Source organism: Pseudonocardia sp. NPDC049154, from assembly GCF_040648315.1.
Taxonomy (GTDB): Bacteria; Actinomycetota; Actinomycetes; order Mycobacteriales; family Pseudonocardiaceae; genus Pseudonocardia.
In genome coordinates, this window is the sequence record NZ_JBEZDN010000072.1 from 13,769 (window position 1) to 40,622 (window position 26,854).

The 26,854-nt window shown below is 74.8% G+C and carries 28 protein-coding genes and 1 pseudogene; 14 read left to right on the plus strand and 15 right to left on the minus strand.

The window, feature by feature from the left end:
• Positions 1-25: 25 nt before the first annotated feature.
• Positions 26-511, minus strand: coding sequence for a pyridoxamine 5'-phosphate oxidase (locus AB0B41_RS27715; RefSeq protein WP_358208387.1), 486 nt, complete (start codon positions 509-511; stop codon positions 26-28).
• A gap of 50 nt (positions 512-561) precedes the next feature.
• Here AB0B41_RS27715 and AB0B41_RS27720 point away from each other — a divergent pair, with 50 nt between their 5' ends.
• On the plus strand, positions 562-1,023 hold the full coding sequence (locus AB0B41_RS27720; RefSeq protein WP_358208389.1) for a MarR family transcriptional regulator: 462 nt from the start codon (positions 562-564) through the stop codon (positions 1,021-1,023).
• 231 nt (positions 1,024-1,254) lie between these two features.
• Here the strand turns inward: AB0B41_RS27720 and AB0B41_RS27725 are convergent.
• Positions 1,255-1,842, minus strand: a pseudogene (locus AB0B41_RS27725) (maleylpyruvate isomerase family mycothiol-dependent enzyme); the annotation flags it as partial.
• On the minus strand, positions 1,839-2,270 hold the full coding sequence (locus AB0B41_RS27730; protein ID WP_358208391.1) for a MaoC family dehydratase: 432 nt from the start codon (positions 2,268-2,270) through the stop codon (positions 1,839-1,841). The pseudogene AB0B41_RS27725 and the gene AB0B41_RS27730, both read right to left, overlap by 4 nt.
• Before the next feature lie 230 nt (positions 2,271-2,500).
• Here AB0B41_RS27730 and AB0B41_RS27735 point away from each other — a divergent pair, with 230 nt between their 5' ends.
• A complete protein-coding gene (locus tag AB0B41_RS27735) occupies positions 2,501-3,748 on the plus strand; it encodes an NAD(P)/FAD-dependent oxidoreductase (RefSeq protein WP_358208393.1) in 1,248 nt (415 codons plus the stop codon).
• 561 nt (positions 3,749-4,309) lie between these two features.
• Here the strand turns inward: AB0B41_RS27735 and AB0B41_RS27740 are convergent.
• The 3 genes from AB0B41_RS27740 to AB0B41_RS27750 all read right to left on the minus strand — a co-directional run bounded on the left by AB0B41_RS27740 (position 4,310) and on the right by AB0B41_RS27750 (position 6,409).
• On the minus strand, positions 4,310-4,660 hold the full coding sequence (locus tag AB0B41_RS27740; RefSeq protein WP_358208395.1) for a hypothetical protein: 351 nt from the start codon (positions 4,658-4,660) through the stop codon (positions 4,310-4,312).
• Entirely contained in the window at positions 4,657-5,766 is a 1,110-nt protein-coding gene (locus tag AB0B41_RS27745) for an NAD(P)/FAD-dependent oxidoreductase (RefSeq protein ID WP_358208397.1), read from the minus strand. Before AB0B41_RS27745 ends, AB0B41_RS27740 begins: the two co-directional genes overlap by 4 nt.
• Positions 5,767-5,833: 67 nt before the next feature.
• Positions 5,834-6,409: an OsmC family protein gene (locus AB0B41_RS27750; protein ID WP_037050826.1), complete on the minus strand. Its 576-nt coding sequence runs from the start codon at positions 6,407-6,409 to the stop codon at positions 5,834-5,836.
• A 229-nt stretch (positions 6,410-6,638) separates the two neighbouring features.
• Between AB0B41_RS27750 and AB0B41_RS27755 the strand changes: the two genes are divergently transcribed.
• Complete coding sequence (locus AB0B41_RS27755) at positions 6,639-6,893, plus strand: hypothetical protein (protein ID WP_358208399.1); 255 nt, start codon at positions 6,639-6,641, stop codon at positions 6,891-6,893.
• A gap of 12 nt (positions 6,894-6,905) precedes the next feature.
• On the opposite strand, the gene AB0B41_RS27760 is transcribed toward AB0B41_RS27755, so the two are convergent.
• Positions 6,906-9,470 carry an AAA family ATPase gene (locus tag AB0B41_RS27760; RefSeq protein ID WP_358208401.1) on the minus strand — a complete coding sequence of 855 codons (2,565 nt, stop codon included), beginning with the start codon at positions 9,468-9,470 and terminating at the stop codon, positions 6,906-6,908.
• A 118-nt stretch (positions 9,471-9,588) separates the two neighbouring features.
• Between AB0B41_RS27760 and AB0B41_RS27765 the strand changes: the two genes are divergently transcribed.
• Together AB0B41_RS27765 and AB0B41_RS27770 are read left to right on the plus strand one after the other, a co-directional pair.
• Entirely contained in the window at positions 9,589-9,996 is a 408-nt protein-coding gene (locus tag AB0B41_RS27765) for an ester cyclase (protein ID WP_358208403.1), read from the plus strand.
• Positions 9,997-10,041: 45 nt separating this feature from the next.
• Entirely contained in the window at positions 10,042-10,824 is a 783-nt protein-coding gene (locus tag AB0B41_RS27770; protein ID WP_358208405.1) for an SDR family oxidoreductase, read from the plus strand.
• A gap of 4 nt (positions 10,825-10,828) precedes the next feature.
• Here the strand turns inward: AB0B41_RS27770 and AB0B41_RS27775 are convergent, their stop codons facing one another.
• The 6 genes from AB0B41_RS27775 to AB0B41_RS27800 form a co-directional block, all read right to left on the minus strand.
• Positions 10,829-11,389: a GNAT family N-acetyltransferase gene (locus AB0B41_RS27775; protein WP_358208407.1), complete on the minus strand. Its 561-nt coding sequence runs from the start codon at positions 11,387-11,389 to the stop codon at positions 10,829-10,831.
• A gap of 52 nt (positions 11,390-11,441) precedes the next feature.
• Positions 11,442-12,377, minus strand: coding sequence for a 3-hydroxyacyl-CoA dehydrogenase NAD-binding domain-containing protein (locus tag AB0B41_RS27780; protein WP_358208409.1), 936 nt, complete (start codon positions 12,375-12,377; stop codon positions 11,442-11,444).
• On the minus strand, positions 12,374-14,350 hold the full coding sequence (locus tag AB0B41_RS27785; protein ID WP_358208411.1) for an acetoacetate--CoA ligase: 1,977 nt from the start codon (positions 14,348-14,350) through the stop codon (positions 12,374-12,376). The genes AB0B41_RS27780 and AB0B41_RS27785 overlap by 4 nt, the downstream gene beginning before the upstream one ends.
• Positions 14,347-15,180, minus strand: a complete 834-nt coding sequence (locus AB0B41_RS27790) for a crotonase/enoyl-CoA hydratase family protein (RefSeq protein ID WP_358208413.1) — start codon at positions 15,178-15,180, stop codon at positions 14,347-14,349. The genes AB0B41_RS27785 and AB0B41_RS27790 overlap by 4 nt, the downstream gene beginning before the upstream one ends.
• On the minus strand, positions 15,177-16,772 hold the full coding sequence (locus AB0B41_RS27795; protein WP_358208415.1) for a long-chain fatty acid--CoA ligase: 1,596 nt from the start codon (positions 16,770-16,772) through the stop codon (positions 15,177-15,179). The genes AB0B41_RS27790 and AB0B41_RS27795 overlap by 4 nt, the downstream gene beginning before the upstream one ends.
• Positions 16,773-16,874: 102 nt before the next feature.
• Complete coding sequence (locus AB0B41_RS27800) at positions 16,875-17,354, minus strand: MarR family transcriptional regulator (protein ID WP_358208417.1); 480 nt, start codon at positions 17,352-17,354, stop codon at positions 16,875-16,877.
• Between the two features lie 125 nt (positions 17,355-17,479).
• Between AB0B41_RS27800 and AB0B41_RS27805 the strand changes: the two genes are divergently transcribed.
• Entirely contained in the window at positions 17,480-18,793 is a 1,314-nt protein-coding gene (locus tag AB0B41_RS27805) for an MFS transporter (RefSeq protein ID WP_358208419.1), read from the plus strand.
• Positions 18,794-18,911: 118 nt separating this feature from the next.
• Here the strand turns inward: AB0B41_RS27805 and AB0B41_RS27810 are convergent, their stop codons facing one another.
• Both AB0B41_RS27810 and AB0B41_RS27815 read right to left on the minus strand, forming a co-directional pair.
• Positions 18,912-19,283 (minus strand): histone-like nucleoid-structuring protein Lsr2, encoded by a 372-nt coding sequence (locus AB0B41_RS27810; RefSeq protein WP_358208421.1) that lies wholly within the window; start codon positions 19,281-19,283, stop codon positions 18,912-18,914.
• Between the two features lie 3 nt (positions 19,284-19,286).
• Entirely contained in the window at positions 19,287-19,844 is a 558-nt protein-coding gene (locus AB0B41_RS27815; RefSeq protein ID WP_358208423.1) for a hypothetical protein, read from the minus strand.
• 242 nt (positions 19,845-20,086) lie between these two features.
• On the opposite strand from AB0B41_RS27815, the gene AB0B41_RS27820 reads away from it, so the two are divergent.
• From AB0B41_RS27820 to AB0B41_RS27855, 8 genes are all read left to right on the plus strand, one after another.
• Positions 20,087-20,548, plus strand: coding sequence for a nuclear transport factor 2 family protein (locus tag AB0B41_RS27820; RefSeq protein ID WP_358208425.1), 462 nt, complete (start codon positions 20,087-20,089; stop codon positions 20,546-20,548).
• 89 nt (positions 20,549-20,637) lie between these two features.
• Positions 20,638-21,576, plus strand: coding sequence for an intradiol ring-cleavage dioxygenase (locus AB0B41_RS27825; protein ID WP_358208427.1), 939 nt, complete (start codon positions 20,638-20,640; stop codon positions 21,574-21,576).
• A 40-nt stretch (positions 21,577-21,616) separates the two neighbouring features.
• Entirely contained in the window at positions 21,617-22,249 is a 633-nt protein-coding gene (locus AB0B41_RS27830; RefSeq protein WP_358208429.1) for a DUF1707 domain-containing protein, read from the plus strand.
• Positions 22,250-22,308: 59 nt separating this feature from the next.
• Positions 22,309-22,908: a QsdR family transcriptional regulator gene (locus AB0B41_RS27835; protein ID WP_358208431.1), complete on the plus strand. Its 600-nt coding sequence runs from the start codon at positions 22,309-22,311 to the stop codon at positions 22,906-22,908.
• A 39-nt stretch (positions 22,909-22,947) separates the two neighbouring features.
• Positions 22,948-24,093, plus strand: a complete 1,146-nt coding sequence (locus AB0B41_RS27840) for a serine hydrolase domain-containing protein (RefSeq protein ID WP_358208433.1) — start codon at positions 22,948-22,950, stop codon at positions 24,091-24,093.
• Positions 24,090-25,673, plus strand: coding sequence for an AMP-binding protein (locus AB0B41_RS27845; protein ID WP_358208435.1), 1,584 nt, complete (start codon positions 24,090-24,092; stop codon positions 25,671-25,673). Before AB0B41_RS27840 ends, AB0B41_RS27845 begins: the two co-directional genes overlap by 4 nt.
• 264 nt (positions 25,674-25,937) lie before the next feature.
• Positions 25,938-26,312, plus strand: a complete 375-nt coding sequence (locus AB0B41_RS27850) for a hypothetical protein (protein ID WP_358208437.1) — start codon at positions 25,938-25,940, stop codon at positions 26,310-26,312.
• The gene (locus AB0B41_RS27855) at positions 26,228-26,710 is read left to right on the plus strand and encodes a PhnD/SsuA/transferrin family substrate-binding protein (RefSeq protein WP_358208439.1); all 483 of its coding nucleotides are present in this window, start codon (positions 26,228-26,230) and stop codon (positions 26,708-26,710) included. Before AB0B41_RS27850 ends, AB0B41_RS27855 begins: the two co-directional genes overlap by 85 nt.
• Positions 26,711-26,854 lie beyond the last annotated feature (144 nt).

Genomic DNA, 26,854 nt, shown 5'->3' on the forward strand with positions numbered 1-26,854 from the left:
TCGGCACGGGACCACCCGCGTTACATCAGCGGTGACACCTGTCACTCGTTGCGGCGCCGAGACTCCGGACGGTGGGTCTCGCGCCCGCGGCGAGCTCCGCGGCGCGTCCCCACCGCACCCGCCACGGCCGCAGCACGACGATCCCGGCGTCGGGCGAGGAGAGGCCGCCGGCGAACATCGCGGCCGGGTCGAACCCGACGGGCGGGTCCGGTTCGGTGAACAGGTGCCAGGAGCGGGCCGGCTCCGGGTCCCACTCCGCGTGGCACTCGGCGACGGCGACGTCGTGCTGCCGGTCCCAGTACGAGCACGAGGCGTAGGGGTGGGCGGCGAGGTGCGCGGACTTCGGCGACGAGCGCCGGCTCGTCACCCGCCCGACGAGGCTTGCGTCGGCCTCGACCGTCCACAGCGGGTGCACGACCCGGGAACGGGGACGGCCACGGGCGTCGACGGTCGCGAGCGTGCACCAGACGATGCGGTGGGCGATCGCGACGAACTCGGCGAGCTCGGACATGTCGACCACGGTAGATGCACAACCGCGGTTACACAACTAGAGTTGGGTGTATGGAGCTCGACCTCGTGACGGCGGTGCACCTCGCCGGCCTCGCGCTCAACGCCGAGGCGCTGCGCCGGGTGCACGCCGCCGGCCACCCGGAGATCAGGGTGTCGCACGGTTTCGTCGTCCAGCACATCGTCGAGGGCCCTCGGCCCATCGGCGAGATCGCCGAGCGGATGGGGGTCACCCAGCAGGCGGCCTCGAAGGCCGTCACCGAGCTCGAACGGCTCGGCTACCTGGAACGGACCTCCGCCGCGCGCGACGCGCGGGTCCGGCTCGTGCGGCTGTCGGCGCGCGGCGCGGCGGTCGTCGAGGACACCCGGCGGATCCGCGCGGAGATCGAGCAGGAGCTGGCCGACGCGCTCGGCGCCGGTCGCGCCGCCGCGCTGCGGTCCGCCGCGCAGGCGGCCCTGGACTGGGCGGGCGGCGGGGAGGCCGTCCGGGCCCGCCGGGTCCGCGCCCCCTCCTGAACCGTCACGGCCGGCGCAGCTAGCCGGGCAGCGCGAACCCGAGCCACGGCCGCCTCCCCACGCGAGGATCCGCCCGCGCAGGGCCGGCCGCACCGGCGTCGTCCGGCCGTAGAAGACCAGCAGGAAGGCGGCGGGATCGGCCCAGAGGTGGCAGTCGACCGGGCCCGTCACGGGCGCCGGCCGGACGGTGAGCGTGCCGTCGGCGACGTCGAACACCACCCGGGCTCCCCGGTCGCCGCGCAACCGGACGTCGATCCGGGTGTGCACGCCCGCGGTCGCCGCCACGTCCACGTAGAGCGGGAGCGCCGGCAGGGCTGCGCGGAACACGCTGTGTGCCCAGGCCCGCGGCAGCTCCCAGGGCTCGCCGAGCGCGACGGCGACGTCGTGCCCGTGCACCATCGCCTCGCCGAGGGTGAGCCCGAGCAAGGCGGGCACTGCCAAGGACAGCCCCGCGTGCCAGGTCACCGGGCCCTGCGTCCGCGCCGCGGCGGCGAAGTACCGCTCCCCAGCCTCGTCGACGGCCCGCGCAAGGCCCTCGGGCGTGCGGTCGGTGGCCTCGGCGATCCCGGCGGCGCTGAACGCGGCGGTCTGCTCGACGGCGGTGGCCGGCGAGGGCGCACCGCCGAGGAACTCGGTGTACCGGTCCATCGCCCAGGCCACGTGCACCGCGACGTCGCGCACCGACCAGGCCCCGGCGGCGGGCGGGTCGGCCGGGCCGATCCGGCGGACCAGCGCGACGAACCGGGCGACGGCCTCGCGGGCCTGGCCGGCGACGACGTCCCGGTCCGGGGCCAGCGCGGTCACCGGGTCGCCGGTCACAACGGCTCGGTGTAGCAGACGGCGGTGCCCTCGACGGCCACCACGCCGTCGTCGCGGGTCACCCGGACGTCGAGGGCGGTGATCGGCTTGTCCTCCCGGGCGGAGGTGACCTCGACGCTGCCGGTGATCACGTCGCCGGGCCGGACGGGAGCCTTGAACCCCAGGTCGAGCTGCAGGAACACGCTGCCGGGACCGGGAAGCTCCTCGGCGACGACGGCGTTGAGCAGCGCCGTGGTGACCCCGCCCTGTACGACGATCCCCCCGAAGCGGGTCGCGGCGGCGCGCTCCTCGTCGTAGTGCAGCGGGTTGCGGTCCCCGGAGATCTCGGTGAACAGCGCGATGTCGCGGCGTGTCACGAGCCGGGAACGGCTCGCGGTCGCACCGACCCGGGGAACGGTGCGCTGAGCGGTGTCGCGGGTGTCGGTCATGTCGGGCTCCCGGATGCGGTGTCGGGGTGGTGCTCGGTCGGGATCGACGCTAGGAGCGCGGCGCCGCCCCGCCATCGGTGTCGGCTGCCCATCTCGCGGGCCCACCTGCCCACCCTCCGTCCCCGCGCCGCATGGGTCATCGCCCGCCGGAGATGGGCACTCGCCACCGATGGCCCGCGGGTCCCCGCTCCCTAGCGTCGTGGTCACACCGGGATCCCCAGGAGGACACCATGACCGAGACCGTGACCGGGACCGTCGTCGTCGGCGCCGGACAGGCGGGGCTCGCGATGAGCCGCTGCCTCACCGACCGCGGCCTGCCGCACGTCGTGCTGGAACGCGCCGGGGTCGCCGACAGCTGGCACAGCCGCCGCTGGAACTCGTTCCGGCTGCTCAGCCCCAACTGGCAGACCCGGCTACCGGGATGGCGGTACGCGGGCGCGGATCCCGGCGGCTTCATGACCGGCGCCGAAGTGGCCCGGTACCTGCAGGACTACGCCTGGTCGTTCGACGCGCCGGTGCGCACCGGGGTGGACGTCCGGCGGCTGTACCGGGTCGCCGGCGGGTGGCGGCTCACGACGAGCGCGGGCCGGTTCCTCGCCCGGAACGTCGTCGTCGCGACCGGGGACCTGGCGCGGCCTCGGATCCCCGCGGTGGCGGCGGACCTTCCCGCGCGGATCCACCAGCTGCACACCGCGGACTACCGCAACCCCGACCAGCTGCCGCCGGGTGCGGTGCTGGTGGTCGGCGCCGGTCCGTCCGGGCAGCAGATCGCCCTCGAGCTGGCCCGGGCCGGCCGGACCGTGCACCTCGCCGTCGGGCGGCACAAGGCGCTGCCCCGCCGGTACCGCGGGCACGACGCCTACTGCTGGATGGAGCGGCTCGGCATGCTGGACCGCACCGTCGACACCCTGCCCGGCCCGCCCGGACGCACCCCCAACGCGGTACTGGCCGGCGGAAGCCGGGACCTGGACGTCCCGCGGCTGGCGGCCGAGGGCGTCGTCGTGCACGGGCGGCTGCTGGGCTGCGCGGGCGGGCGGCTCCGGTTCGGCGACGACGACCTGGCGACCACGGTCACCGAGGCCGCCGCCAACGCGACCCGCTTCCGGCGGGCGGTCGACGAGTTCGTGGCGCGGACGGGCATGGACGTGCCCGCGGAATCCGCGCCTCCGGCCGCTGACGTGCAGCCCGGCTCGGCGCCGGCACTGGACGGGATCGCCGCCGTGGTGTGGGCGACCGGGTTCGGCCGCGACCACGGCTGGATCGAGGCGCCCGTGTCCGGCATGGACGGCGAGATCGTCCACTCCCGCGGCGTCACCGCCGCCGCCGGGCTCTACGTGCTCGGCCTGCGCTGGCAGTACCGCCGCTCCTCGAGCTTCCTCGACGGCGTCGGAGTCGACGCGCAGTACCTGGCGGAGGTGATCGCCGAGCGAGCCGCACACCGCCCCGCCGCCGCCCTCGCCGCCGCCCTCGCCGCCTGAGCGCACACCGGACGCCCCGCTCGATGCGGGGCGTCCGGTGTTCTCGGAGCGCTGAGCCCGTGCCCGCGATCGGCGCTCGGGTGCGGTGGCGGCAGTTCGACCAGCCGCGCCTCGATCACGAGCCGACGCCCGTGATCGCCGTCTGCGTGCGGCGGTGGCGGTTCGACCAGCCTCACGTGCACGCGATGAGCGATCATCATCTGCTGCTGACGCGGCCACGAAGTGCGGCCGGCGCCGTGATCGGCGCTTCCGTGCGGTGGTGGCGGTCCTACGAGCCCTCCACGCACCATTCCGGCGATCATGGAGACGAGGTGGAGGTGCACTCCGCGCGGGTCGGGACGCCGCACACTGCGAGCCTCCGCCATGATCGGCATTTGCGTGCGCCGACGGCAGCTCGACCAGCCTCATGTGCACCGCAACCACGATCACGCGCCGGCCGCCGGATCCTGGTCCGGCCCGATCCACCGCCCACCGCATGGCAGCTGCGGGGGCGCACCGACAACGACCCCCGGACACCACTGATCGCCGCCCCGGCATCCCGGGGCGGCGATCGGGTGGAGCTCAGGCGGCCTCGGCGAGAGGAACGCCGACCAGCAGCTCCGTGCCGGAGGTGTGCACCTCGAAGCCCGCGCGGGCGAGGAGGAACTGCACCGGCTCGTGGACGTCGTCGCTGGTGTGGAGCGGGAGGTCGCCCCGCAGCGTGCCGTCGGGCCCGAAGCGGGTCTCGTCGGTGCGGAGCCAGAAGGCGTACGACCCGAGGGCTTCGGGCGCCCGCGTCCACAGGTCCACGAGCAGCCGCTCGCGGGCCTCGTCGGCGGCGCCCGGCAGCGACTCCGCCGCGGCCACGCCGTACCGGACGAGCTCGGTGAGGGCGAGCAGCAGCCGGTCCCGGTCGCTGACCACGCCGATCACGCCGCCACCTCCCCCACCGTGTCCCGCTCGTCGAGCCGGCGCAGGAGACGCACCTCGGGCCGCATCGCCGCGCTCTCCGCGCGCAGCAGCGCGCGGATCTCCGGCAGGTCCCAGCGGTACCCCGCGATCTCCTCGGCCACCGAGAACAGCAGCCGGGACACGTGGTCGCGGGTGCGGCCATAGTCGAGCTCGCCCAGGACCGAGCGGGTGAGCAGCTCGGCGTCGCGCAGCGCGTCGGTGATGCCGTGCGCGGTGAGCGGGTCCTTGAAGTACCCGGCGTCGCCGACCAGCGCCCAGCCCGGCCCGGTCGGGGTGCGCAGCACCGCGGGTGCGCCGGGGAACCCGCGCAGCGGGCCCTGCCGCTCCCCCAGCGCGACGCCCGCGGCCCGGCCGAACACCTCGTCGAACAGCACGTCGAGCCCGCGGGGCCGGGCCGCGGCGAACTCGGCGGGCGGCATCCCGGCCCACACGCACGCCAGGCCGTCGTTGGTCGGGATGATCCCGGCGGTCGCCCCGGGGACGTAGAACCACTCGTACCCGGGGCTCGGCGCCGGGAAGTACCCGTAGACGATCGCGCTCGCGGCCCGGCCGCGGCGCACGGTCCCGGCGCCGACCAGCGTCGCCATGGTCGAGCGGGCCCCGTCCGCGCCGACGGTCAGCGGGGCGCGGGCGCGCAGTGTCCCCCCGCCGCGCACCCGCGCCTCGACGCCGGACACGCGGTCGTCGCGCCGGAGCAGGCCGGTCACGTCCACCCCGAGCCGCACGGTCGCGCCGGCCGACTGCGCGGCGTCGAGCAGCACCGCGTCGAGCACGGTCCGGCGCGGCGCGTAGAGCGGCGCGGCCATCTCGACGACCTCGGCCTCGGGTCCGTAGTGGAAGGTCGTGGTGGCGACCGGCGGCGTCCCGGCCGCGACGATCGCGTCGAGCAGGCCCCAGCGTTCGAGCTGGACCACCCCGCCGCGCATCAGCGCGTGGGTGGAGAGGGTGTCCCGGGCAGGGTCGGCGCGGTCGACGAGCAGGACGTCGAGCCCGGCCCGGGCCAGCAGCATCGCGGTCGCGGAGCCGGCGCACCGGGCGCCCACGACGATCGCGTCGTACGAGTCCATGACGGACCTCCGGGTCATGACGGGCAGGTGGCCGGGCGACCCCTCGGCGCGCCCGGCCACCTGCGGCTCAGGCGGTGACGACCTCGAGGTCCACCGGCACGCCGTTGGTCACCGAGTCGAACACGACGGACCGGTCGCGGCCCCGCTCGACGACCTGGCGCAGCTTCTCCGGCGGCGCGTCGCCCGCGATGGTCACGGTCATCCGGATGCGCTCGAAGCCGTTGCGGTAGTCCTCGGTGTTGACGCCCATCGCGCCCTGCACGTCGAGGTCGCCCTCGAGCGTCGAGGACACCGAGGTCAGCCGTACACCGCGGGCGGCGGCGGAGTAGACCAGCGAGGTCGTGACGCACGCGGCGAGGGCGTGCAGCAGGAACTCGGCCGGGTTGGGGCCGGTGTCGGTGCCCAGCAGGATCGCCGGCTCGCCGGCGTCGAGGGTGAAGGCCTCGGTGCGCGACGTGTCCTCGGCGCAGGCGGCGTAGAAGCCCTTGATCGTCGAGCGGTTGTGCGCGCCGTCGATCCAGGTGTTGGTGGCGCGGAACCGGAACTGCGCGATCTCCGGCTGGGCCTTGATGGCGTCGAGCGTGGCGAACATGGTCGCGGTGTCGACGCCGTTGCGGACGGTGTCGGTGACGGTCTGGCTCATGGCGTGCTCCTCGGTCCTGGTCTCGCGGCCGGCGGGTCCGGCCCGACACGACAGACCGTGCCCGGGAGCGGCGGGTCCGCCCATCGGCGACGACCACCCATCTCGGCCGGCCACCTACCCATGCCCGTGCGGGTGGGCATGGGCAGGTGCCGAGATGGGTGCCCGTCGCCGACGACGGCGGCGCCCCCGCGGACGGACCCTTCGGACGTTCCGATCCGAGGAGGACGACATGACCCCCATGACCCCCGCCGAGGCGTCCCGCCTGCGCCGTGCCGCGGCCCGCGCCCTGCGCACCCACCCCGGCCCGGTCGGCGAGCTGCTGCACCGCGAGCTGCTGGCCTGGCAGGACTTCGGGCACCGCTTCGGCGGCGGCCGGCTCACGATGCGGGTGGCCGACGAGATCCTCGCGGCCCCGCTGCCCGCCGGCGCACGACCCGACTGGTCTCCGGGCCTCCACCCGGTCCGGGCGGGCGACGCGGCGTGAGCGGCGCCCCGCTCAGTCCGGCACCTCCAAGGCGGCCAGCGCCTGCGCCGCGTCCCGGCGGGACGCCACGCCCAGCTTCTGCAGCACCGCCGAGACGTGGTGGTCGACGGTCCGCACCGACAGCACGAGGGTCGCCGCGATCTCGGAGTTGGTCCGCCCGGCGGCGACCAGCCGGAGGATCTCCAGCTGGCGGTCGGTGAGGCCGGCCGGGTTCTCGCGGGTGGCCTGCTGGGGTCCGCGCGGGACCCGGTGCACGCCCATCCCGCGCAGCCGGGCCCGGACGAGCGCGGCGGCCGGGCGGGCACCGAGGGCGTCGAGCACCGCAAGGCCCTCGAGGGTGGGGCCGGGCTCGCCGGACCCGGTCAGCTCGAGGGCGCGCTCGTACGGGGCTCCGATGTGCTCCCACGCGGCCGCCGCCGCCCGCCAGTCGCCGCGCAGCCCGGCAGCGTACTCGTCGGGGCATCCGGGGAAGGGGGCGACCGCGTCGCCCAGCCGGTGCAGCCAGCGCAGGAGCTCGCCCCGCTCCCGCTCCCGCCCCGGGCCCCCGGTCCGCGCGAGCAGGGCGCGCGCGTGGTCGGCGAGGGAGTCCCGCCCGGTCAGCCACGCCTGCTCGGCCTCCGCGACCGCGGTGGCGACAGTCGCGGGCAGGGCGCGGGCGCTCTCGGCGTTCGCCCAGGCCGTCTCCAGCAGCTCGGGCGCCTCGGCGCTGCCCTGCCGCACGGCGATCTGGGCCAGCGTGGGCAGGGCCTGCCGGGCGACCATCCCGCCGCCGTCGACGCCGTCGAGCCCCCACCGCAGCTCCGCGTCGGCCTCGGCCCAGTTCCCGCGCAGTGCCGTGAGCCGGGCGCCGAAGGAACGCACCACGCGGTCGTGCGTGGTGTGCTCGGTGACGTCGATCTGCCGCCGGTTCACCTCGAGCACCTCCTCCAGCTCCGCGTACCGGGCGTAGCGCCAGAACAGCGAGGCGAGGTTCGTGTGGCCCATGACGACGTCGTCGAGCCGGCCGAGTTCCTCGGCCAGCGCGATCCCGGCCAGCACGTCCTCGCGGCCACCGGGGTCGCCGAGCTGCCACCGCGCGCGGCCCCGGTAGATCAGGCCGGTGGGTCGCAGCGGGGCCAGGCCGAGCCGCCCGCCCAGGGCGAGCGCCTCGTCCGCGGCCTCCAGCCCCTCGCGCTCGCGGTCCAGGTTCACCAGGATCACCGCGCGGTAGGTCAGGGCGAAGGCCAGCGCGAACGAGTCGCCGCCCGGGCGCAGCGACGCGACGGCCCGCTCGACCGACCGGAGGCCGTCGTCGATCTGCAGGGCGGCCCACTGCTGCAGTGCCAGGGTGCTCAGCGCCTGCCCGAGCGCGGCGGGCTCGCCGAGCCGCTCGCGCAGCGCCACCGCCTCGGTGCCCGCGCGGACCGCGCCCGGCCGGTCGTTGCCGTGGAAGTGCGTCCAGGCCAGGTCCTCCAGCAGCGCGGCCCGCTCCGCGTCGGGGAGCGCGGTGCGCAGGGCCTGCTCGTACAGCGCGGCGGCCTGGCGGTGCGCACCGGCGGCGGCCGCCTGGCGGGCGGCCGGGGGCGCGTACTCGGCCAGCGCGACGTCGTCGCCGGCGCCGGCGGCGTGGTGCACGACCCGGGCGAGGTCCGGCTCGTCGTCGGTCAGCAGGGCCTGCAGGACGGCGGCGTGCAGGGCCATCCGCCGCGTCGCGGGGAGGGAGCCCTCGACCGCGCGGCGCGCGAGCTCGTGCCGGAAGGTCACCGCACCCGGGTGCACCTCGAGGATCCCGGCGCGCTCGGCGGGGGCGAGCACCGACAGGTCGCCGAGCAGGGCCCGGGCCAGCGGCAGCCCCGCCCCCGACGGGACGACGGCGAGCTGCTCCAGTGCGGCGACCGCGTCCGGCGGCAGCCCCCGGGCCCGGGCCAGCACCGCGTCGACGACGGTGGCGGGCACCGCGTCCGGCCCCGCCGCGACGGCTTCGGTGACGAAGAACGGGTTCCCGCCGGTCAGCCGGTAGAGCGCGGCCGAGGTCGCGGTCGTACCCCCGGCGAGCGTCGCCACCGCACCCCGGGAGAGGCCGGTCAGCGGGAGCCTCCGCGAGGCGGGCAGGGCCCCGAGGACCGGGCGCAACGGGTGGTCGGGGCCCAGCTCGTCGTCGCGGTAGGTCAGCAGGAGCATCGCGGGCAGGTCGGCGATCCGCCGCCCGACGTGGCGCAGGACGTCGAGCGTGGGCTCGTCCGCCCAGTGCACGTCCTCGACGACCAGCACCGCCGGCGACGCGTCCGCGCCGAGCAGGTCGAGCACCGCGTCGTAGACCGCGTCCCGGTCGCCCGCGGCCAGGGCCGTCGCCAGCGGGCCGCCCTTCGGGGCGGCGTCGCGCAGCGGGCCGAGCGTGCGCGGCGAGAGCAGGTCGTCGCAGGCCCCGAGGAAGGCACGGGCCCGGCCGGCCAGGCGGCGGCGGAAGGCCCGGACCACGCTCGTCTTGCCGATGCCGGCCTCGCCGTGCACGAACACGACCTCGCCCGCACCGCCGGCCGCCGCGGCCAGCGCGGCCTCCAGCTCCGCGAGCTCCCGCTCGCGCTCGAGCAGCTCCATCCCCCGATCGTGATAGCGGATCTCGGCGGCCCCATCGTCCGAACTGGGCATCTCCTACCGATCCGCGCGGCTCTCGCGACGGGCAGCATCTCCTCGTCAGCCGATCCGAGGAGGACCCGTGACCGTCGACCGCCTGCTCGCCCTCTGGGCCGTCCCGCCGGACACCCGGCCCGACCCCGAGGCCGACTTCGCCGCCCTCTACACCGATCCCGTACTGGTCAACGGCACGTCGATCGGCCTCGCCGAGATGGTGGACCGCGCCCGCGCGCTGCACGCGGCCTTCACCGGGCACGAGCGCGAGGTGCTGGAGGTGGTGGAGGCGCCGGGCAAGCTCGCCGTGGCGTTCCGGCTGATCGCCGACCACACCGGCCCGTGGTCGACCGCGGTCGGGGAGCTCGCCCCGACCGGGAAGCGCCTCTCCCTGACCGTGGTCGACGTCCTCACCCTCGCGCCGGACGGCCGGATCGCGGAGATCGTGATGGTCGCCGACGAGATCGGCCGCCTGCGCCAGGCCGGCGCCCTCTGATTTCTGGACTTGCTGGTCCAAAAAACCCGGCCTAGCGTCGCCGCCGTGACTCGATCCCACGGACGACTCGAGGGCCGGACCGCCCTCGTCACCGGTTCCACCGGCACCATCGGGCGCGCGGTCGCCCTGGCCTTCGCCGCCGAGGGCGCCCACGTCGTGGTCTCCGGCCGCGACGAGGCGCGCGGCAAGGCGGTCGTGGCCGCCGCCGAGGAGGGCGGCGGCCGTGCCGACTTCGTGCGGGCCGATCTCGACGGGAGCACCGCGGCCTCCCACGCACTGGCCGCGGAGGCGGCGCAGCGCGTCGGCGGCCGGCTCGACGTCCTCGTCAACAACGCCGGCATCTTCCCGCCCGCCACCACGCTCTCGGCCGACGAGGCCACGTTCGACCGCGTCTACGGCGTGAACGTCAAGGCCGCCTTCTTCCTCACCCAGGCCGTGGTGCCCGGGATGATCGAGGCCGGTGGTGGCGCGGTGATCAACCTCGGCTCCTGGGTCGCACGCCTCGGCGTGCCGAGCGGCGCGCTCTACGCCTCGACCAAGGGCGCGCTCGAGACCCTGACCCGGGCGTGGGCCGCCGAGTTCGGGCCCCGCGGTGTGCGCGTCAACGCGGTGTCCCCCGGCGTGATCCGGCCCCCGGACCTCGGCCCCGACGAGGTGTTCCCCGGCGAGTCCCTGATGCTCGGCACCCCCGCCGGCCGGCCCGGCCACCCCGACGCGATCGCCGCGGCCGCGGTCCACCTGGCCTCCGACGAGTCGTGGTTCACCCACGGCACCGTCGTCGACGTCGACGGCGGGCGCACCGGGGTCGCCGTGGCCGTCCCGGCCTGACGGGTCACAAGGCCGCCGCGGCGCCGTCGTCGGGCAGCAGGGAGTACATGACGACGTCGATCCGCCGCCCGCGCACGACGAGCCGGCGCCGCAGCGTGCCCTCCGCGGTGAAGCCGGCGGCCTCCGCGACCCGCCGCGACCCCGTGTTGGCGGGGTCGACCTCCAGCTCGACCCGGGCGACCCCGACCTCCCGCAGGCACCAGCGCGCGAGCGTGCGCAGGGCGTCGCGGGCCAGCCCCCGCCCGCGGGCGGCCGCGGCGACCCAGTACCCGATGTTCGCCGTCCCGCCGCGGACCCCGTGCGCGCCGATGCTGCCCACCGGCTCGCCGGTCGCGGCGTCGACGATCGCGAACACCGCGTCGCCCTGCTCCCAGGCCCGCGGGGCGAACCTCGTGACGTAGCCGACCGCGTCGTCGCGGGTGTAGGGCGACGGCACCGTGGTCCAGCGCTGGATCTCGGCGTCCTGGCAGGCGGCGAAGACCGCGTCGGCGTCGTCCGCGGCCCAGGGGCGCAGCCGGACCCTCGCCCCCGTCAGCACCGGCTGGGTCTCCCGGACCGTCGTCATCCCGCCACTGTCCCGGCCCACCCGGCCGCCCGACGAGGGCCGGAGGGCCCGTTCACGGCAGCTCGGTCCGGCCCTTCGCGTCGAGCAGGGTGTGCAGGACGGCGTCCCGGCGGGCGGCCAGCTCGGCCGGGTCGGTCCCGGCGAGCTCGGCGTCGACGCCGGCGACGAGGGTCGCGACCAGCTCCGGGGTCAGCGTGACCTGCCCCAGGTCGCGCCACCACCTCTCGGTCGGCGGGCCGAGGTGCTCCAGGACGTGCGCGATCCCGCCCGGCCCGCCGGACAGGTGCTGGTTGGCGAACGGCCCGAGCACCGCCCACCGCAGCCCCGGCCCGTGGGAGATCGCGGTGTCGATGTCCGCGACGGACGCGACACCCCGCTCGACCAGCGAGTACGCCTCCTGCCACAGCGCGGCCTGCAGCCGGTTCGCCACGTGGCCGGGCAGCTCCTGGCGCAGCCGGATCGGCTTCTTGCCGACGGCGGTGTAGAAGGCGAGCGCCCGTGTCACCGCCTCCTCGGCGGTCCGCTCCCCCGGCACCACCTCGACCAGTGGGATCACGTGCGGCGGGTTGAACGGGTGCCCGATCACCACCCGCTCCGGGTGCGCCGGGCAGCCACGGGCGATCGCCGAGGCCAGCAGCCCCGACGAGCTCGACGCCAGCACGACGTCGGGCCGCGCGGCCTTGTCGAGCACCGCGAACAGCTCGTGCTTGACGTCCTCGCGCTCGGGGCCGTTCTCCTGCACGAAGTCCGCGTCGGCGACGGCCTCGGCCGGGTCGGCCGTGAACGCCAGCCGCTCGGGCGTCGCCCCGTCGACCGGGGCGAGGGTCGGCCAGAGCGCCGCCACCTCCGCCCGCAACCGCTCCTCGGCACCCGGCGACGGGTCGGTCGCGACGACGTCGAGCCCGCGGGCCAGGAAGTGCGCCGCCCAGCTGATCCCGATCACCCCGGTGCCGACGACGGCGACCCGGTCCACCCCCGCCGCGCTCACGCCCGGCTCCCGGCGGCCAGCGCGACGAACGGGTCGAGCGAGGTCGGGTCGGCGAGCACGTCCCGGCTCGCCACGTCGTCGAGCGCGGCGCCGAGCAGGATCTTCTTCGCCGGCAGCTCGAGCTTCTTGCCCGTCCGGTTCTTCGGCACCACCGGCACCTCCTCGATCCGGTCCGGGATGTGCCGCGGAGACAGCTCGGTCCGCAGCGCGGTGGAGATCCGCCGGCGCAGCGGGTCGTCGAGCGCGACGCCCTCGCCCAGCTGGACGTAGAGCTGCAGCTCCCCGTTGCCCCCGGCCGGGTCCTCGAGGTGCACGACCAGGCTGTCGACGACCTCGGGCAGCTCCTCGACCACCCGGTAGAACTCGGCGGTGCCCAGCCGGACGCCGCCGCGGTTCAGCGTGGCGTCGGAGCGGCCGGCGATCACCGCGCCGCCCCACGGCGAGAAGCGCACCCAGTCCCCGTGCCGCCACACGCCCGGGTACCGGTCGAAGTAGGTGCCTCGGTAACGGGTGCCGTCCGCGTCGCCCCAGAAACCGATCGGCATCGACGGCATCGGGGTCGTGATCACCAGCTCACCCAGCTCGCCGACGACCGGCTCACCCTTCTCGTCGAAGGCCTGCGCGTCGACGCCGAGGCAGGGCCCGGAGATCTCGCCGACCCAGACCGGCTGCAGCGGGCTGCCCTGCACGATCCCGGAGCAGACGTCCGTGCCGCCGCTGCCGACGTTGAGCAGCACGTCCGGCCCGAACTCGTCCGCCACCCAGCGGTAGCCCTCGGGCGGCAGCGGGCTGCCGGCCGCCCCGATCTGCCGCACCCGCGACAGGTCGAACTCTCGCGCGGGCCGCACGCCCTCGGCGCGGCAGGCCATCAGGTAGCCGGGGCTCGCGCCCATCAGCGTGGCCCCGGTCTCGGCCGCGAGCCGCCACTGCCAGCGGATGTCCGGGAACAGCGGGTTCCCGTCGATCATCACGATCGACGCGCGCACCAGCAGCGACGAGACCAGCGCGTTCCACATCATCCACGCGGTGGTGGAGAACCAGAGGATCCGGTCGCCCGCGCGGAGGTCCCAGCTCAGCCCGTGGTTCTTCAGGTGCTCCAGCAGGATCCCGCCGTGCGAGTGCACGATCGCCTTGGGCTTGCCGGTGGTCCCCGAGGAGAACAGCACGTACAGCGGGTGCGCGAAGGGGACCGGGTCGAACGCGAGGTCGCCGGGCTCGGCCAGCAGGTCCGCCCAGGCGAGGGCGCCGGGCAGGTCGTCGGGGCCGTAGGGGACGTGCACGACGTGCTCGACCGTCGCCAGCCCGGCCCGGATCTCCGCCACCTGCGCGCGGCGGTCGATCGCCTTGTCGCCGTAGCCGTACCCCGACACCGTGAGCAGCACGGTGGGCTCGATCTGCCCGAACCGGTCGATCACGCTGCGGGCGCCGAACTCGGGGGCGCAGCTCGCCCACACCGCCCCGATGCTCGCGGTGGCCAGGAACGCGACGAGCGTCTCCGGGATGTTCGGCAGGTAGGCGACCACGCGATCGCCCCGCCCGACGCCGAGCCGTTCCAGCCCGGCGCGGGCGCGGGCGACCTGCGCGCGCAGCCCGCCCCAGGTCAGCTCCTGCCGGTCGCGGGTCTGCGAGTACGCGAGGACCGCCACCTCGCCGTCGTCGGCGCCGGTGTCGAGCAGGCCGACGGCGTGCTCGGCGTAGTTGAGGGTCGCGCCCGGGAACCACTCGGCCCCCGGCATCTCCCGCCGGCCGAGGACCCGCTCCGGCGGCGTGGCGAACCGGACGCCGAAGAACCCGGCGACCGCGGACCAGAAGGCCTCCGGGTCGTCGACCGACCAGCGGTGCAACGACGTGTAGTCCTCGAACGCCAGCCCGCGGTCCCTCTCCAGCCACGCCAGGAAGCGGCCGATCTCAGTGGTCTCCCGGACGTCGTCGGCGACGGGGCGCAGCAGGTCCGGGGAGTCGGGCCCGGTCATCGGCGGACCCGTCCGCCGCGGCCCGCCAGGAAGGCGCGCATCCGCTCCTGCGCCTGCTCGCTGCTGCCCGCCAGCGCGGCCATCATCGACTCCATCAGGTAGCCCTCGGCCGGGTTCGCCTCGGCGATCCGCGGCAGCGCCTGCAGCACCGCGAAGTTCGTGACCGGGGAGTTCTTCGCGATCTTCTGCGCCAGCTCGACCGCCGTGGCGAGCCCCTCCCCCGGCCCGACGAGGTAGTGCGACAGCCCGAGCGCCTGGCCCTCCTCGGCGTCGAGGACCCGGCCGGTGAGCATCATGTCCGCCATCCGGTGCGCCCCGATGAGCCGCGGCACCCGCACCGACCCGCCGCCGCCGACGAACAGCCCGTGCTGCCCCTCGGGCAGGGCGTAGAACGCGGTCGACTCGGCCACCCGCAGGTGCGTGGCCGACGCCAGCTCCAGCCCGCCGCCGATCACCGCGCCCTTGAGGACGGCGACGACCGGGAGCCTGCCGCGCTCCATCCGCTCGAACGCGCGGTGCCACATCATCGAGTGCTCGAGGCCCTCGAACGCGTCCCGCTCGGTCAGCTCGGACAGGTCCAGACCGGCGCAGAAGTGGTCGCCCTCGGCGTCGAGCACCACGGCCTTCACCCCGGCGGGCGGCGCGCTGAAGAAGGTCTCGATGCCCAGCACGGTCGGGTCGTCGAGCGCGTTGCGCTTGGCCGCCCGGGTCAGCCGGAGCACGGCGACGTCCCCGTGCCGCTCGACCTGCAACGACTTCGGCAACAGGGCCTCGATCCCCTCGCCCGGCGCGGTGCCGGGCCGCCCGGCCGGCTCTGCGGCGTTGGTCATGACGCTCCCTCCGGCCGCGACCCCGCCGCGACCCGTTCGATCGGATGCTCGTCCGCCGCGCGCCGGCGCAGGTCCACCCGGCGGATCTTGCCGGTGGCGTTGCGCGGCAGCTCCGCCACGAACTCGACGTACCGGGGCACCTTGTACCGGGCCAGCCCGGACTCCAGGTGGGCCCGCAGCTCGGTCTCGGTGAGGGCCGCCCCCTCGCGCACCTGGACGTAGGCCACGCCGACCTCGCCCCACCGCGGGTCGGCCACCCCGACCACGGCGCACTCGGCCACCGCGGGGAGCTGCACCGCGACGGCCTCCACCTCGGCGGGATAGACGTTCTCCCCGCCCGAGATGTACATGTCCTTGACGCGGTCGACGACGTGCGCCCACCCGTCCGCCTCGACCCGCAGCACGTCGCCGGTCCGGAACCACTGGCCGTCGACCAGGCTGTTCTCCGTCTCCGCGGGCAGGTTCCAGTACCCCGCGAACACGTGCGGCCCGCGCACCACCAGCTCCGCCGGCTCCCCGCCGGGCAGCTCGGGACGCCCGTCGCGCAGCTGGGCGACGTCGGTGAAGAAGTGCGGCACGCCGACCGCCGTCGGGTGCGCGGCGGTGCCCTCGTGGGTGCTCATGTAGACCCCCGGCGCCGCCTCGGTCATGCCGTAGCCCTGGATCAGCCGCACCCCGCGGTCCAGCCAGGCCCGCGCCACGCGTTCCTGCACCGGCGACCCGCCGTACTGCACGAGGGTCAGCGAGCCCAGGTCGGCGGCCGCCCAGCCGGGGTGCTCGCACATCATCTGCAGCATCGTCGGCACCGCCGAGAAACCGGTGATCCGGCCGGTGGAGATCCGCTCCAGGACCAGCCCGGGATCGGCCTTGGGCAGCACCTCCACGCTGCCGCCCTTGAACAGCGTGGGCAGCGTGACCTGCCCGAGCCCGACGCAGTGGAACAGTGGGGCGATGCACAGCGCCCGGTCGGTGCTCAGCACGTCGACGTGGGCGAGGAAGTTGACGGTGTTCCAGGTCAGGTTGCCGTGGGTCAGCACGGCGCCCTTCGGCCGGCCCGTCGTCCCGGACGTGTAGAGGATCAACGCCGGGTCGTCGAGGGAGACCGCGGGCTCGGCCGCGAGCTCCGGACCGGCGGCGATCTCGGCCTCGTAGTCGAGGCGGTCGGCGCCGCCGTGCACCGCGACGACGTGGCGCAGCGCGGCCGGGCGCGCGCCGATCGCGGAGGCGACCAGCGCGTCCGTGTCGGCGCTGTGCACCAGGACGGACGCCCCCGAGTCCTCCAGCATGAACCGGATCTCGGGCCCGGAGAGGCGGTGGTTGAGCGGGACCGCGATCGCCCCGAGCAGCCACGTCGCGAAGAAGGTCTCGAACACCTCGACGGCGTTCACCCCCGCGTAGGCGACCCGGTCCCCCGGGCCCACGCCGAGCCGGCGCAGCGCCCCGGCGTAGCGGGCCACGCGGTCCGCGAGCCCGGCGTAGGTGAGCGAGCGCTGCGGGTCGCTCAGCGCCACGCGGTCCGGGGTGATCCGGGCCCGCCGCGCGGGCCAGGTCCCCAGGCCCGCGTTGGGGCCGGCGACGAGTGTCGGGTTCATGAGTCCACCACCGTTGGTGCGGCCGGGTCGATCGGGACCATGGAGCCCACTTGTGCTCAAGCTCCTTGACACCGAAGTAATAGCAAGGAGCTTGATATCGAGTCAAGGGGACGGGACGACGTCACCTCCCGGCGGGACGGTCAGCGACTCCAGGCACCGCTCGAGCGCACTGCCGAAGGCCAGGGCCTCCTCGGGGGTGAGCGTGGAGAGCATCCGCTCCTCGACGTCGTCGACCGCCCGGTGGCACTCCTTCAGCACCTGTACGCCGTGCCCCGTCAGCCACGCCCGCAGGATCCGCCGGTTCGCCTCGTCCGGGCGCCGCTCGATGAGCCGGTCGCGCTCCATGGTCGCGATCAGCTGGTGCATCGCCTGCGGCGTGACGACGTGCCGGCGCGCCAGCTGGGCCGACGACAGCCCCTCGCGGGCCTCGAGGATGCTCAGCGCGGTGTACTGGTGCAGCGTGACCCCGAGCGGCCGCAGCACCTCCTCCATCCGCGCGCGCTCGGCCATCTCGAGCCGTTTCACCAGGTAGGTCAGGCGCTGGCCGCGCCGGCCGGCCGGACGGGCCGCTGACTGGGTCATGCCGCGAGAGTATTCGGAAACCTGAGACCGGTCAGCCATTGACCTCGGGTATCAAGCTCCTTACTATCGGCGCCCATCGACGCGCCCGGATCCCGGGCCGGTCATCCAGCAGACAGGGCACAGCAATGACGCACCCGCAGCCGCACCCGCGCAGCCAGCTGCGCCGGGCCGTGCTGTCGAGCTACCTCGGCAGCGTGATCGAGTACTACGACTTCCTGCTCTACGCCACGGCCTCGGCCGTCGTGTTCAACAAGGTCTTCTTCGCGAACCTCGACCCGCTGGTCGGGACGGTCGCCAGCTTCGGCACGCTGGCCACCGGGTACTTCGCCCGGCCGCTCGGCGGGATCCTGTTCGGACACTTCGGCGACCGCCTGGGCCGCAAGCGGATGCTCGTGCTGAGCATGACGCTGATGGGCGTGGGCAGCACCCTCATCGGCCTGCTACCCACGTCGGCGCAGATCGGCGCCTGGGCTCCGGTCCTGCTCGTGCTGCTGCGCGTGGTCCAGGGCGTCGCGGTCGGTGGCGAGTGGGGCGGCGCGGTGCTCATGTCCGCCGAGCACGCCACCTCGCGGCGCGGGCTGTGGGCGAGCTTCACCAACGCCGGCGCGCCCAGCGGCATGGTGCTGTCCACCCTGGTCCTGGCGGTGTCGGCCGGCGCGACCGGCGAGCAGGCCTTCCTCACCTGGGGCTGGCGGATCCCGTTCCTGCTCAGCGTCGTGCTGCTCGCCGTCGGCCTGTTCGTCCGGGCACGGGTCACCGAGACGCCGGTGTTCGCCGAGGCCGCCCGCACGAAGCCCGCCGCGCCGCCGCTGCTCGACGTGCTGCGCAACCACCCGCGCAACCTGCTCCTGTCGATCGGTGTCGGCTTCGGCGCCTTCGTCGCGCAGGGCACGCTGACGACCTTCGTCATCTCCTACGCCGTCCAGGCCGGCTTCCCCCGGCAGACCGTGCTCAACGCGCTCACCGTCTCGTCGGTCGCCGCGATCGCCGGCATCATCGGGTTCTCCGCGCTGTCGGACCGCTTCGGCCGCCGCCCGCTGGTCCTCGCCGGCGCGGTCGCCATGGCCGTCTGGGCGTTCCTGCTGTTCCCGCTGATCGACAGCGGCTCGACGTTCCTGCTCGCGGTCGCCGTCGTCGTCGGGCAGGGTGTGGTGCACGCGTGCATGTACGGCCCGCTCGCCGCGCTGTACACGGAGCTGTTCTCCACGCGGGCCCGCTACACCGGCGCCTCGCTCGGCTACCAGATCGCGGGGATCGGCGCGGGCGTCGCGCCCGTCGTGTTCGCCTCGGTCCTCGCCGGGGGCGGCGGCACGACCACGGTCTCGATCATCATCGCGGCCGGGTGCGTGGTCACGATCGCCTGCATCCTCGCCCTGCGCGAGACCGCCACCATCGACCTGGGCGAGTCGACGGAGGCGTCCACCCCCGCCCGGACCTGACGATCGCCGTCGGGCGGTGTCCGGCGGCCACGGTCGCGGGACACCGCCCGGTGCGGTGCGGCCCCGGCTGCATGCCCTCGAGCATCACGCAGCCACACGACCGGGGCCGCCGACCCGGTCAGGCCGGTTGCTCCGCCGCCCGCTCCTCTCGCCACTGCTCGACCAGCGACCGCTTGAACCGGTTGTTGGACGGGACCTCGATCCCCTTGTCCTCGGCCCACTGCCGCAGCTGCTCGCGCTCCTCGGCGGTGAGCCCGGTGCTCGTGCTGACCTGGCCGCTCCCGCCGCGCTTCGTGGCCGACCGCAGGTCCGGGATCGACGCGTCGACCCGGCCGGCCTCGATGTAGGGCTGCAGCAGCCCCAGCAGCTTGCGGTACTCCGGGGCCGCCAGGTCGATCTGCACCCGCATCTGGTCGATGTTCAGCTCGTGCGACTCGACGTCCTGTTCGGAGCCCGTGAGGTCGCAGTACCGGATCTCCCTGATGCCCATCGATCAGCCCGCCTCGGTCGTGGCCCGGGCGGCGCGCTTCCGCCCTGCCGGGCCGCCGGCCTCCTTGGCGGCCTCCTTGGCGGCCTCCTTCGCGGCCTCCTTCGCCGCCTTGCGCAGCGAGGTGAGGGTCTGGCCCGCCAGCGCCTTCGAGGCCACCGAGTCGCCGATCTGGCGCGGTGTCATGCGGCCGCGACCGGTCTCCGCGAGGTAGGTCTGCCCGTCCGGACCGGTCCGGTACTCGAGGTTGGAGGCCACCCGGTAGAACCGGGTCCGACCCCGCTGCCGCACGCCCTCCCACCTCTCCACCTTGACGGCGAGCAGGCAGCACGTGCAGGTGAGGCGTCGGACGAACAACCCCTCGTCGTCCACCTCGGTGAAGTGGATCCCCGCCTGCCGGATCGTGGGGAACAGGTGGCGGCCGCGTTCCCGGCACGCCAGGACCTCGTCGGAGACGCGGTCGACGTAGAGGTCGACGTCCTCGTCCGAGGCCCGGACGATCCCCGGCTCCTCCAGCTGCTCACCCTGGATCGACTTCGGCAGATCGGCGTCGCCGTCGGCCACCTGGCACCCCTTCCGTCGTGTTTCTGTGCAGTGTCGCGGTCCATCGCGGTCCGCGGAACCAGCAGATCACATCATCACCGCCGATCGGGCGCCCGTTCGGGCCCATCGGTCGCGACGATCGGTGGTCGGTCGGCCCGCTGTGGGCAGCGGTACGCCGCCGATATGGGCAGCGCCCACCGATGAGCGTCACGGGGCCGCCGGGCCACGCTCTCCCCGTCATCCGACGCGAGAGAGGACCCGACATGACCACCACAGCCCCGGCCCCGGCCCCAGCCGCACCGGCCACGCCGAAGGAGCTCGCCGTGCACTGGCTCGACCTGATCTCCGCGGGCGACGTCGAGGAGCTCTGCCGCACCGCGTCGCCCACCTGGTCGATGGCCGGCGGCCCGCCCGGCCTTCCGCCGGGGCCCGACGGCATCCGCGCGCTGGTCGCGTCGTTCGGGCGGATCCGGCAGCACTGGGCCGTCGAGGACGTGATCGCCGAGGGCGACCGGGTGGTCGTCCGCGCGACCAACCACTGCGAGCAGGACGAGTTCCTGGGCGTGCCCGCCGCCGGGGTCGAGCAGGTGTTCGCGGCGACCTTCGTGTTCCGGATCGCCGACGGGCGCGTCGAGCAGATCTGGCGGACCGCGCAGGACCTCCAGCGGCTGCTGCAGCTCGGGGCGACGATCGTCCCGCCGTCGACCCGCCCGAGCATGCCCTGACCTCCGCACAGCGAAAGGACAGGTTCCTCCGGGTCGTCACCCGGGTCGGGTTCGTACCGTTGCGTCATCCCGAACGACCAGGAGGACCCGTGACACGCCCGTCCGCCCGCGAGACGCCCCGGTACGAGGGCCGGCCGCTGCCCCGGCCCGACGAGGAGGTCCAGGACCAGGGCCTCGGCTTCGACCTGGGCACCCTGATGGGCCGGCGGCGGATGCTGCGCGCCGTCGGCCTCGGTGCGGTGGCGCTCGGTGCGGCGGCCTGCGGCGCCGGCACCGCGACGACCGTTGGCGCCACCACGAGCGCCGGCGCCACCGGCTCCGTCGAGATCCCCGACGAGATCGCCGGCCCCTATCCCGGCGACGGCTCCGACGGACCGAACGTGCTGAGCGAGAGCGGCATCGTGCGCAGCGACATCCGCCCGAGCCTCGGCACGGCGAGCGGCGTCGCCGAGGGCGTCCCGATGACCCTCGAGCTGTCCCTCACCGACATCGCCGGCGGCGGCGTCCCGTTCACGGGCGCCGCGGTGTACGTGTGGCACTGCGACCGCGGCGGCGGCTACTCCCTCTACTCCGAGGGGCTGGAGAACGAGAACTACCTGCGCGGCGTCCAGATCGCCGACACCGCCGGCCTGGTGCGGTTCACGAGCATCGTCCCGGCCTGCTACTCCGGGCGCTGGCCGCACATCCACTTCGAGGTCCGTCCCGACCGGGCGAGCATCACCGACGCGGGCAACGCGATCGCCACCTCGCAGGTCGCGCTGCCCCAGGCGATGTGCGAGCAGGTCTACGCGCAGCCCGGCTACGAGCGGTCCGTCACCACCCTCTCGCGGGTCGGCCTGGACGGCGACACCGTCTTCGGCGACGACGGCGGCGCCACCCAGCTCGCGACCGTCACCGGCGACGTGTCGGCCGGCTACACCGTCTCCCTCGCCGTGAACGTCGACACGACCACCACGCCGAGCGTCGGCGGGCCCGGCGGCGGAGCCCCGCCCGGTGGTCGCCCGGGCGGACCGCCGACCCGCAACTGATCCCGGCTCCCCCGTCCCGCGCTCGGGCAGGATGGGGTGCATGGGGGACGACAGGCCCGGGATCCGGGTGGGGGACGTCGAGCGCGGCGAGGTCGAGATCCGGCTCCGCAGCGCCCACGTCGAGGGGCGGCTCACGCTCGACGAGCTCTCCGACCGCCTCGAGGAGTGCTGGGCCGCCCGCACGCGCGAGGACCTCGCCCGCCTGACCGAGGACCTGCCGCCGGACGCGGACGCGGTGCCGGTCGAGCCGGCCCGGCCCGCTCGTCGCGAGGCCGGGAAGGGTGTGGCCGACCGGGTCGGCAAGCCCCTCGGCTTACTGCTCCTGCTCGGCGCCGCGGTCGTCGGCCTGGGTGCGGTCGTCACGGCCGACGACGGCACCACGATCTTCGGCCGCACGGTCGTGCAGGTCCCGGACGGGGCCACGGACGTCGAGGTGGGCACCCTGTTCGGGCGCACGACCGTCGTGGTGCCCGACGGCGTCCGGATCGCCACCTCCAGGGTCATGATCTTCGGCAGCACGGACTGCAGCGCAGCCTGCGCGACGGCGGGCACCGCCACCGTGCGGCCCCTCGACGTCCACGCGCGGGGCGCGTTCGGGAAGGTCGAGATCGTGACCCGGTCCGAGGTCGCCGCGGGCGGGCTGCAGCGCGACGACGATGACGACGACGACTGATCCGTCGTCCTGCAACGTTCTCCTTGTTCGCTGCAACATCCTGCCCATATGCTGCACCGGTGGGTGTCGCCGATCACAGCCGGACCGCGGTGCGGTCGGACGCCCGGGAGGCGGTCCGGCTCGCCCGCCGGGCCTTCATGGCCGGCGAGCGCATCGATCTGCAGCGGATCGCCGCCCGGCTCGGCGTCGACCGCACCACGCTGTTCCGCTGGGTCGGCAACCGCGACCAGCTGCTCGTCGCGGTGCTGACCTCGCTCGCCGACCCCACCCTGCGCGACGCGGCGGCCGCCGCACCGGGTTCCGGGCCCGAGCGGATCGGGCGGATCCTGCGGGACTTCTCGCAGGCCCTGATCGACGCGCCGTACTACCGCTCCTTCCTGCAGCGCGACACCGAGCGTGCGCTGCGGCTCATCACGACGAAGGCCAGCCCGCTGCAGCAGCACGTCGTCGGCGCGGTCGAGCGCCTGCTCGCCGAGGAGTGCGGCCGCGGACACCTGCGTACCTCGATGCGGCTCGGCGACCTCGCCTACCTGGTGGTGCGGATCGCCGAGTCCTTCATCTACGCCGACCTGCTCACCGGGGACCCGCCCGACGCCGCCAAGGTCGAGGTCGCGGTCACCGCCCTGCTGCACGGGGCGGCCCGCGTCCCCACCCCCTGACCCCCGCACGATCCGCACTCGACGAGGAGAGCACCGATCATGGCCGAGCTCCAGGGCACCTGCGAGGACCGTTTCGACCCGCTGCGCGGACAGCTGCAGGCCCATCTCGACAGCGGCGAGGAGCTGGGCGCGTCGATGGTCGTGGACCTCGACGGCGACCGCGTCGTCGACCTCTGGGGCGGGTACCGCGACCAGGCCCGCACCACGGCGTGGGACGAGCACACGATCGTCAACGTCTGGTCGACCACCAAGACCGTCACCGCGCTGGCCACGCTGATGCTGGTCGACCGCGGGCAGCTCGACGTGTACGCCCCGGTCGCGCGGTACTGGCCGGACTTCGCCGCGGCCGGCAAGCAGGACGTGCAGGTCCGGCACCTGCTCGCGCACACCTCCGGTGTCTCCGGGCTCGCGCAGCCCGCGACGGTCGAGGACATGTACGACGCCGAGCGGGCCGCCGCGCGGATGGCCGCACAGGCACCGTGGTGGGAGCCGGGCGCGGCGTCGGGCTACCACGCACTCAACTACGGGCACCTGCTCGGTGAGTTGATCCGGCGCGTCGACGGCCGGACCCTCACCGAGTTCGTCGCGCAGGAGATCGCCGGCCCGCTCGACGCCGACTTCACCATCGGCGCGCCGGAGAAGGCGTGGGGCCGGATCGCCGACGTCGTCCCCCCACCACCCCTGCCCGTGGACCTCTCCGGCGCGGACCCGACCAGTCCCGCGGTGCGGACGCTGAACGGCCCGCTGGTCGCCGCCGAGACCGCGAACACCGAGGCCTGGCGCCGCGCCGAGATCGGCGGCGCGAACGGCCACGGCAATGCTCGATCCGTCGCCCGGATGTTGTCCGCGATCGCCCGCGGCGGCGAGGTCGACGGTGTCCGCCTGCTCTCCCCGGCGACCATCGACCTGATCTTCGACGAGCAGGCGCACGGCGTCGACCTCGTCCTCGGCGTGCCCCTGCGGTGGGGCATCGGCTACGGCCTGCCGCAGCGGGAGACGCTGCCGTACATCCCCGACGAGCGGATCTGTTTCTGGGGCGGCTGGGGCGGCTCGATGATCATCATGGACGTCGACCGGCGGTTGACGATCTCCTACATGATGAACCGCATGGCGCCGGGCATCATCGGCTCCGACCGCAGCGCCGGGTACGTGCGGGAGATCTACCGCGTGCTGGGGGCGGCGTGATCATCCACAGCCCGTACCCGGACGTCGAGATCCCCGAGGTCTCGCTGCCCGAGTTCCTCTTCGGCGCCGGCTTCGGCGACCGGGCCGACGCCCCCGCCTTGATCGACGGCGCGACGGGCTCCGCGGTGACCTTCGACGAGCTCACGGGCATGGTCACGCGGATCGCCGCCGCCCTGCACGAGCGCGGGCTCCGCAAGGGCGACGTCGTGGCGCTGTTCGCCCCGAACTCGCCGGCCTGGGTCGCGGTGTTCCAGGGCGTGTTGCGCGCCAACGGCATCGTGACCAGCGCGAACTCGCTCTACTCCCCCGCCGAGCTCGCCCATCAGCTCGCCGACTCCGGCGCGACGATGCTGGTCACGGTCTCCCCGTTCCTGGACCGGGCCACCGCGGCGGCCGCGCAGGCCGGCCTGCCCGACGACGCCGTCGTCACCCTCGACCCGGTCGACGGCCGCACGTCGCTGGTCGATCTCCTGGCCAGTGGTGCCACACCGCCGGAGCTCGAGGTCGGACCTGCGGACACCGCGGTGCTCCCCTACTCGTCCGGCACGACGGGGCTGGCGAAGGGCGTGGTGCTCACCCACCGCAACCTCGTGGCGAACCTGCTGCAGTTCACGCCGCTGGGGACCACGGACGAGACGACCCGGATCCTCGCCGTCCTGCCGTTCTTCCACATCTACGGCATGACGGTGATGATGAACCACGGGCTGCACCGGCGGGCCACGGTCGTCACGATGCCGCGCTTCGACTTGGCGGAGTTCCTGCGCGTGGTCGCGGAGTACCGGCTGAACCGGCTCTACATCGCCCCGCCCGTCGCCGTCGCGCTGGCCAAGCACCCGCTGGTCGACGAGCACGACCTGTCCTGTGTGGACGTCATCTTCTCCGGTGCCGCCCCGCTCGACGCCGAGCTCGGGCACGCGGTCGCCCGCCGGCTCGGCTGTGTCGTCCTGCAGGGCTACGGCATGACCGAGCTGTCCCCCGTCAGTCATTCGATGGACGAGCGGCACCCCGACGACGACCTGAACGGCGTGGGGTACGCGATCCCGAACGTCGAGAGCAAGCTCGTCGACCCGGAGACCGGCCGGGAGGTCGGCCCCGGTGAGCGCGGGGAGCTGTGGGTCCGCGGGCCGAACGTCATGTCCGGCTACCTGAACAACCCCTCGGCCACCGCCGCCACGCTCGACGCGGACGGCTTCCTGCACACCGGCGACGTCGCCACGGTCGACGAGCACGGCTTCTTCCGGATCGTCGACCGGGTCAAGGAGCTGATCAAGTACAAGGGCTACCAGGTGCCGCCCGCGGAGCTCGAGGCCGTGCTCCTCACCCACCCGGGGATCGCCGACGCCGCCGTGATCGGGGTGTCCGACGCGGAGGGCGAGGAGGTGCCGAAGGCGTTCGTCGTGGTCCAGGAAGGGGTCACGCTGACCGCCGACGACGTGATGGCCTTCGTCGCGGAGCGGCTCGCCCCGTACAAGAAGGTCCGCGTGGTCGAGTTCCTCGACGCGATCCCGAAGTCCGCCTCGGGGAAGATCCTCCGCAAGGACCTGCGGGCCCGCGAACGGGCGGCCGCGATCGGGGGCTGAGTCACCGCGGGTCACCCCTGCAGCACCTCGTCGAGCCAGACGGAGGCGCGGACCTGGAAGAGGGTGCGGGCGCTTTCGGCGAGCCGGGGCGCGGGCGGCGCGGCGGTTGCGGGCGTCCGGCTCGCCCTCCTGCTCGCTTCCACGGCACCGTGCGCCCGCCGGCTCCGACGTCGATCCGATCCGGCCGTGGACCCTGCCCTGTGATCTACGCCATAGTGGTGGCGGCGGTGATCGGTCCGGTGTGCGACGTCGAGGAGGACGGCCGTGAGTGAGAGCCCCGCTGTGGAGCGTGCCCGGTCGGACACCGGTGCCGGCACGTCCTTCGTCCTCGACGGCAACCTGGGCCTGCCGGTTCACGAACCGGGCTGGGCCGCCGTCCTGGCCCGGTTGGGGATCACGGCCGAGTCGTCGTCGGACCTGGTCGCGATCGACCGCGAGGTCGCCGCGCACCGCGCCGACCTCGCCTTCATCCCCGCCGCCGACCACCACCGCTTCCGCGCCGCCCGTACTACGCGGGGCTGGCCATGGCGACCTCGGCGCGGACCGGGCTGCCCGTGCAGCGCAGCGTGCTCGTCGTCGCCGCGGACGACCCGGCCCGGACGGTCGACGACCTCGTCGGCACCCCGCTGGGGTACGTGAACGCGAGCTGTTCCTCCAGCTACTTCGCCCCGGCGCTGCTCGCCGCGCGGCACGGGCGCCGGCTCGCCGAGCAGTTCACGCTCGTGCTCACCCCGCCGTGGCAGGCCCAGATCGACGCGGTCCTCGACGGCACCGTCCGGGCCACGATGGTGCTCGAGGACGTCTGGGCCGCCACCCCGGCCAACGCCGACCGCACCCGCATCGTCGACCGGGTCGACGGGCTGGCCCCGCCGGTCGTCCTCGCGCGCGCCGACCTCGACGCCGCTGTCCGCGACCCGCTGCTCGCCGAGCTCCTCGCGTGGCAGCCGCCCCCCGGGGCGATCTACGGCCCGTTCGTGCCGTTCGACGACGCCGCCGTCGCCCCCTTCTACGCCCTGCTCGACGGCCTGGACGTGTAGCCGCCCGACGTGCGGGGACGGGCCGGGTGCCGGAGGCTCGGCCCATGCTTCCGGAGCGCACCGCCGACGGGCGCTGGATCGTGGTCGAGGGCCGGCGCTGGCGCGCGGCCGATCCGGAGCTGCCGGAGGAGGTCCGGGCCGAGC

Coding starts and splice junctions, on each gene's coding strand:
- AB0B41_RS27715 (WP_358208387.1), bottom strand. CDS start 511: ATGTCCGAGCTCGCCGAGTTCGTCGCGATCGCCCACCGCATCGTCTGG.
- AB0B41_RS27785 (WP_358208411.1), bottom strand. CDS start 14,350: ATGACCGGGCCCGACTCCCCGGACCTGCTGCGCCCCGTCGCCGACGAC.
- AB0B41_RS27795 (WP_358208415.1), bottom strand. CDS start 16,772: ATGAACCCGACACTCGTCGCCGGCCCCAACGCGGGCCTGGGGACCTGG.
- AB0B41_RS27735 (WP_358208393.1), top strand. CDS start 2,501: ATGACCGAGACCGTGACCGGGACCGTCGTCGTCGGCGCCGGACAGGCG.
- AB0B41_RS27760 (WP_358208401.1), bottom strand. CDS start 9,470: ATGGAGCTGCTCGAGCGCGAGCGGGAGCTCGCGGAGCTGGAGGCCGCG.
- AB0B41_RS27750 (WP_037050826.1), bottom strand. CDS start 6,409: ATGAGCCAGACCGTCACCGACACCGTCCGCAACGGCGTCGACACCGCG.
- AB0B41_RS27805 (WP_358208419.1), top strand. CDS start 17,480: ATGACGCACCCGCAGCCGCACCCGCGCAGCCAGCTGCGCCGGGCCGTG.
- AB0B41_RS27745 (WP_358208397.1), bottom strand. CDS start 5,766: ATGGACTCGTACGACGCGATCGTCGTGGGCGCCCGGTGCGCCGGCTCC.
- AB0B41_RS27830 (WP_358208429.1), top strand. CDS start 21,617: ATGGGGGACGACAGGCCCGGGATCCGGGTGGGGGACGTCGAGCGCGGC.
- AB0B41_RS27790 (WP_358208413.1), bottom strand. CDS start 15,180: ATGACCAACGCCGCAGAGCCGGCCGGGCGGCCCGGCACCGCGCCGGGC.
- AB0B41_RS27755 (WP_358208399.1), top strand. CDS start 6,639: ATGACCCCCATGACCCCCGCCGAGGCGTCCCGCCTGCGCCGTGCCGCG.
- AB0B41_RS27800 (WP_358208417.1), bottom strand. CDS start 17,354: ATGACCCAGTCAGCGGCCCGTCCGGCCGGCCGGCGCGGCCAGCGCCTG.
- AB0B41_RS27730 (WP_358208391.1), bottom strand. CDS start 2,270: ATGACCGACACCCGCGACACCGCTCAGCGCACCGTTCCCCGGGTCGGT.
- AB0B41_RS27840 (WP_358208433.1), top strand. CDS start 22,948: ATGGCCGAGCTCCAGGGCACCTGCGAGGACCGTTTCGACCCGCTGCGC.
- AB0B41_RS27820 (WP_358208425.1), top strand. CDS start 20,087: ATGACCACCACAGCCCCGGCCCCGGCCCCAGCCGCACCGGCCACGCCG.
- AB0B41_RS27720 (WP_358208389.1), top strand. CDS start 562: ATGGAGCTCGACCTCGTGACGGCGGTGCACCTCGCCGGCCTCGCGCTC.
- AB0B41_RS27775 (WP_358208407.1), bottom strand. CDS start 11,389: ATGACGACGGTCCGGGAGACCCAGCCGGTGCTGACGGGGGCGAGGGTC.
- AB0B41_RS27810 (WP_358208421.1), bottom strand. CDS start 19,283: ATGGGCATCAGGGAGATCCGGTACTGCGACCTCACGGGCTCCGAACAG.